Here is a 5,930-nt window from a genome sequence, read left to right as displayed (position 1 = left end):
CATCTCGCCCGCCTCGACCGCCCGGATCTCCTCGCGGATCGCCAGCATCGCGTCGACGAAGCGGTCGAGCTCGGGCTTGGGCTCGCTCTCCGTCGGCTCCACCATCAGCGTGCCCGCCACCGGCCAGCTCATCGTCGGCGCGTGGAAACCGCAGTCGATCAGACGCTTGGCGATGTCGTCCACCGTCACGCCGGCGCTGTCGGCGAACGGGCGCACGTCGAGGATGCATTCGTGCGCCACCCGCCCCATTCGCCCGCGATAGAGCACCGGAAACGCGCCTTCCAGCCGCTTGGCGATGTAGTTGGCGTTCAGAATCGCGACCCGCGTCGCCTGTGTCAGCCCTTCGCCACCCATCATCAGGCAGTAGGCCCACGAAATCGGCAGCAACGAGGGCGAGCCATAGGGCGCGGCGCTGACCGGACCCTCGGTGCCGCCGGTCATCGGGTGACCGGGCAGATGCGGCACCAGATGCGCCTTGACGCCGATCGGACCCATGCCAGGGCCGCCGCCGCCATGCGGGATGCAGAAGGTCTTGTGAAGGTTGAGGTGGCTGACATCGCCGCCCAGATCGCCGGGCCGGACAAGGCCGACCATCGCGTTCATGTTGGCGCCGTCGATATAGACCTGCCCGCCATGATCATGGGTGATCTTGCAGACCTTGCGGACGGTTTCCTCAAAGACGCCGTGTGTCGACGGATAGGTGATCATGCAAGCGGCCAGATTGTCGCCCGCCGCCTCCGCCTTGGCGCGGAAATCCTCAACATCGATATCGCCGTTCTCGGCCGACTTGACGACGACGACCTTCATCCCCGCCATCTGCGCCGAGGCCGGGTTGGTGCCATGGGCCGACACCGGGATGATGCAGATATTGCGGTGCCCCTGCCCCCGCGCCTGATGATAGGCGGCGATGGTCAGAAGGCCCGCATATTCGCCCTGCGCGCCGGAATTCGGCTGCAGGCTCATCGCGTCATAGCCGGTAATCTCGCAGAGTTTCGCCGAGAGATCGTCGAACATCTCCCTGTAGCCCTCGGTCTGATCGGATGGCGCGAAGGGGTGGAGGTTCGAAAATTCCGGCCAGGTGATCGGCATCATCTCGACCGCTGCATTCAGCTTCATCGTGCACGACCCCAAGGGGATCATCGCCCGATCCAGCGCCAGATCGCGGTCCGCCAGACGACGCATGTAGCGCATCATCTCGGTCTCGGCCCGGTTCAGGTGGAAGATCGGATGGGTCAGATATTCCGACGTCCGCACAAGCGCGTCCGGAATACTGGCGTGATGCGTCAGATCATCATCCTTCTGGTCGATGCCGAAGGCCCGCCAGAGCCGTTCGATGGTCAGCCGCCGGGTGGTTTCGTCGATCGAGATGCCGACCCTTGTCTTGCCGATCTTGCGGAGATTGATCCGCTCTTCCTGCGCGGCCTTCAGGATCGCGCCCTGCATCGGGCCGACATCGACTGTGATCGTGTCGAAGTAGTGCTCGGGCTCGACCTTGTAGCCCGCCGCCTCAAGCCCCCGCGCCACGCGCACCGTCTTGCGGTGGATGCGCTGGCCAATGGCCTGCAAGCCTTCCGGCCCGTGGTAGACCGCGTAGAAGGACGCCATATTGGCCAGAAGCGCCTGCGCGGTGCAGACATTCGACGTGGCCTTTTCGCGGCGGATATGCTGTTCGCGGGTTTGCAGGGACAGGCGGTAAGCCTGACCGCCCTGCGCGTCGATGGACACACCGACGATCCGGCCAGGCATGTTGCGCTTATGCGCGTCCTTGCAGGCCATATAGGCCGCCGACGGCCCGCCAAAGCCCATCGGCACGCCGAAGCGCTGGGTGGAGCCGACGGCGATATCCGCGCCCATCGCGCCCGGCTCCTTCAGCAGCGTCAGCGCCATGATGTCGGCGATGACGATGCCGAGCGCGCCCGCCTCATGCAGCTTGGCGATATGGGGTGTGAAATCGGTGAGATGGCCATAGGTACCGGGATACTGGAAGACCGCACCGAACACCTTGTCGGATTCGATATCCGCAGGATTGCCCACGATGATCTCGATGCCGATGGGGGCGGCGCGGACCTTCATCACCTCGATATTCTGCGGATGGCAGTTCTCGTCGATGAAAAAGGCGGTGGCCTTCGACTTCGACGTGCGCTGCGCCATGGTCATGGCTTCCGCCGCCGCCGTCGCCTCATCCAGAAGCGAGGCATTGGCGATCTCAAGACCGGTCATGTCGCAGACCATGGTCTGGAAGTTCAAGAGCGCCTCAAGGCGGCCTTGCGAAATCTCCGGCTGATAGGGCGTGTAAGCCGTGTACCAGGCCGGGTTTTCAAGGATGTTGCGCTGGATCGCGGGCGGGCAGACGGTGCCGTAATAGCCCTGGCCGATCATCGAGGTGAAGACGTTGTTCTTCTTCGCGACCTGACGCATGAACCACAAAAGTTCGCGTTCCGACTTGGCCTTGCCGAAGTCGAGCGGCTTTTCCTGACGCAGGCTTTTCGGGATCGTCTGGTCGATCAGTTCATCGAGGTCCTTCACCCCCAGCACCTTGAACATCTCCTCCATCTCTGCCGGAGACGGGCCGATGTGGCGGCGGTTGGCGAAGTCGTAGGGCAGGTAGTCCGTGGGGGTGAAGGGCATCTTTCGCGTCCTTATCCGATCAGCGCGTTATAGGCGGCTTCGTCCATCAGCCCGTCGAGCGCGGACATGTCCGAAAGCTTCATCTTGAAGAACCAGGCCTTGCCGGTCGGGTCCTCGTTCACCATGCCGGGGTTGTCGGCGACGTCCGAATTGACCTCGACAATCTCACCATCGAGCGGCGCCGTAATATCAGAGGCCGCCTTGACGCTTTCGATCACCACGATCTCATCGCCCTTCGAAACGCTCGTGCCAGGTTCGGGCAGTTCAACGAACACAACATCGCCAAGCTGTTCCGATGCGTGGTCGGTGATCCCCACAACCACGACATCGCCTTCGACGCGGAGCCATTCATGATCTTCGGTATATTTCATGGGTCTTTTCCCCTGCTGGTTAACGTTTGTATTGATTGGGCTGGAACGGCATCGGTGCGATCACGGCGGGCAGGCGCTTGCCCCTGACTTCGCCATAAACCGTGGTGCCTTCGCTCAGATCGGCGGGCAGATAGGACATCGCCATCGGTGCTTCGATCGAGGGGCCGAAGCCGCCCGAGGTGATCGTGCCGATGGCCGCACCACCTTCGGGACCGGCGAACACTTCCGTCCCCTCGCGCATTGGCGCGCGGCCCTCGGGGCGCAGCCCCACGCGGCGGCGGGCGGGGCCGTCGGCCAGTTCCTTCAGGATGCGTTCCGCCCCCGGAAAGCCGCCTTCGCGGGCACCACCGGCGCGCCGCGCCTTCTGGATGGCCCAGGTGACATTGCCCTCGACAGGGCTCGTGGTGGTGTCGATGTCATGGCCGTAAAGGCACATGCCCGCCTCCAGCCGCAGCGAATCGCGGGCGCCGAGCCCGATGGGTGCCACCTCCTCCATCGCCAGAAGAGCGCGGGCGAAGCTGACCGCGAATTTCTCGGGCACCGAGATTTCAAAGCCGTCCTCGCCGGTATAGCCCGAGCGGGAAATCCACAGCTCGGCCGTATCCCATTGCCGGATGGCGACATCCATGAATTTCAGATCGACCACATCCGGCACCAGCCGGGCCAGAGCCGCCTCGGCCGCCGGTCCCTGAAGCGCCAGAAGCGCGCGGTCGGTGATCATGCCCAGATCGCAGGTCTCGCCAAGATGCGCCTTCAGATGCGCGAAATCCTGATCCTTGCACGCGGCATTAACCACCAGAAACAGGTGATCGCCCCGGTTGGCGACCATCAGGTCATCCAGAATCCCGCCTTCGTCATTGGTGAACAGCGCGTAGCGCTGTCGGCCTTCCTTCAGCCCGAGGATATCGACCGGCACCAGCGTTTCCAAAGCCAAGGCCGCATCCTCGACCGCGCCCGATTTCGCGCTCATCAGAATCTGGCCCATATGGCTGACGTCGAAAAGCCCGGCACCAGAGCGCGTGTGAAGATGTTCCTTCATCACGCCCATCGGATGTTGCACCGGCATCTCGTAGCCCGCGAAGGGCACCATCTTGCCGCCTAATTCGATATGCAGATCGTAAAGAACCGTACGTTTCAGGTCGGTCATACCGCCCCCCCTAATTCACGCCGGTTCATGCTGTCCGGCATCGCCAAGGGCGGTCAAGCCGCCCATTCCGATGCCCCCTCTGTCCTTTCGCCTGAGATCGTTATCCCTTCGGCGTCCCGGACTTCGATCCGGGATCTCTCCAGAGTTTCCGTCGTCAGACCGGTCCTTCTGCCTGAGAGTTTACCGGGGCGGTTGCTCCTTCGGCACCAGACGGGGCTCTCCCCTTCCGGATTCTCCCGGATCTGACGCAGTACAAATACCCGCTTCACTGTCACTCTGGCAAGCCTGTATGCAATGGGATACATTCTTGCGCAACAGCGATCCGCTGGCGTAACATCCTTACCCATGCATCATTTTTGTTCGCGCGCAGAATGACCCTGATCCAGCATCCCGCCTTCTTCGGCTATGGCTCGCTCGTCAATCGGGCAACGCATGACTACGCGCCGGGTGAGGCCGCCACAGTGAAAGGCTGGCGCCGGATCTGGCGGCACACGCGCCTGCGCGACTGGCCCTATCTATCCGCCGAACCGGCCAATGCCGAAATCGACGGGCTGATCGCCGCCGTGCCGAACGATGACTGGGCGCTTCTTGACCAGCGCGAAGCGGCCTATCGCCGCCACCCGGTCCCGCATGCCCATGTCGCCACCGCGCCGGACTGGGCGCAGCGGATCGAGATCTACGCGGTCGATGAGGCCCACGGCCTTCCGCCCGGCCACCACCCGATCCTGCTCAGCTATCTCGACACGGTCGTGCAGGGCTTCCTGTGTGAATTCGGCGCGCCGGGCGTTGCCCGCTTCTTCGCCACCACCTCCGGCTGGACCGCAATCCTCGACGACCGGGCGGCACCGCAATATCCCCGTCACCAACCAACATCCGCCGCCGAACGCGCACTGACAGATCATCACACCGGGCAACTCGGCCTTGCGCGCATCTGCACCTGATACCCGCCTGTCCGAAATCATCTGCCGCGTGACCATGGTCCACAGCCACGACTGCCCGATGCAAAGAGGCTGAACTGCGCCGGTCATGCCGATCCGCAGCTTTTGCCAAAAGTCAGCGCTTGGAGGTCCCGGATCAGGTCCGGGACTGTGGGGTGTGGGCATTACTGCTCCGACACCAAAATCTCACGCTTCCCGACAGGGCTAGCGGCGGAGGTGAGGCTTGCTACAGCGTTTCGCGTTTAACTCGAAACATTACGCATCACCTGGGGTCAGGACGCATAGCCAGTGCAGCTCCAGAGAAATAATTTCGATTTAAAATAGATAGTTAAGCAGTTTCAGGTAGCACTCAACCCCTCTGGAAACGTCCCGTTTGGAAAGGGGATGGTATGAAACCCGGAAAAGGCATGTTGTAACCGACAAATGCCCGCCGCACGCGGCCCCTGAAGGATTCGAACCCTCGACCTGCCGATTAGAAGTCGGCTGCTCTATCCAGCTGAGCTAAGGGGCCTCGTGCGTGGAATGACGTTTAGTCGGTCGCCACCTCTTGGGCAAGCGCATGACGGAAGGTCAGATCCACTTCATGTGTGCGGGCCCGGGATCGGCTATCGACATGGGCTTTTCCGGCGCAGGCCTCAGTAAAAGCTCTGCGGGTCGATATCGATCGAGAGGCGCAGGTTGTTGGGTGCGCGGAACTGCCCCACCCATTCGGCAAGTGCGGCTTGCAGCGCCACGCCCTTGGCTGCCTTCACCAGCAATCGCACCCGGTGCCGTCCCCTGACCCGCGCCACGGGTGCCGGTGCTGGCCCGAAGACCTGCGCCCCGATCCGGCGCAAGGGCGCGTCG

Annotated in this window: 4 protein-coding genes, 1 tRNA gene, 1 pseudogene and 1 riboswitch; of the genes and pseudogenes, 1 reads left to right on the top strand and 5 read right to left on the bottom strand. The window is 62.9% G+C overall.

The window, feature by feature from the left end; all coding sequences use genetic code 11:
- The 3 genes from gcvP to gcvT form a co-directional block, all read right to left on the bottom strand.
- On the bottom strand, nt 1-2,628 hold a 2,628-nt coding region (gcvP, locus tag WBB85_RS14840), incomplete at its 3' end, for an aminomethyl-transferring glycine dehydrogenase (RefSeq protein ID WP_432639377.1).
- A gap of 11 nt (nt 2,629-2,639) precedes the next feature.
- A complete protein-coding gene (gene gcvH, locus WBB85_RS14835; protein ID WP_432639376.1) occupies nt 2,640-2,999 on the bottom strand; it encodes a glycine cleavage system protein GcvH in 360 nt (119 codons plus the stop codon).
- Nucleotides 3,000-3,018: 19 nt separating this feature from the next.
- Complete coding sequence (gene gcvT / locus WBB85_RS14830; protein WP_432639375.1) at nt 3,019-4,146, bottom strand: glycine cleavage system aminomethyltransferase GcvT; 1,128 nt, start codon at nt 4,144-4,146, stop codon at nt 3,019-3,021.
- Between the two features lie 151 nt (nt 4,147-4,297).
- Nucleotides 4,298-4,395: riboswitch (glycine riboswitch) on the bottom strand.
- A gap of 122 nt (nt 4,396-4,517) precedes the next feature.
- Between gcvT and WBB85_RS14825 the strand changes: the two genes are divergently transcribed.
- The gene (locus WBB85_RS14825) at nt 4,518-5,087 is read left to right on the top strand and encodes a gamma-glutamylcyclotransferase family protein (protein ID WP_432639374.1); all 570 of its coding nucleotides are present in this window, start codon (nt 4,518-4,520) and stop codon (nt 5,085-5,087) included.
- Between the two features lie 434 nt (nt 5,088-5,521).
- Here the strand turns inward: WBB85_RS14825 and WBB85_RS14820 are convergent.
- Together WBB85_RS14820 and WBB85_RS14815 are read right to left on the bottom strand one after the other, a co-directional pair.
- Nucleotides 5,522-5,595, bottom strand: a tRNA-Arg gene (locus WBB85_RS14820).
- 124 nt (nt 5,596-5,719) lie between these two features.
- A pseudogene (locus WBB85_RS14815) lies at nt 5,720-5,930 on the bottom strand (replication restart helicase PriA); the annotation flags it as partial.

It is taken from the genome of Albidovulum sp., assembly GCF_049646345.1.
Classification (GTDB): domain Bacteria; phylum Pseudomonadota; class Alphaproteobacteria; order Rhodobacterales; family Rhodobacteraceae; genus Albidovulum.
The sequence above is the reverse complement of the archived record's forward strand: the minus strand, read 5'-3'. Positions and strand labels throughout refer to the sequence as shown.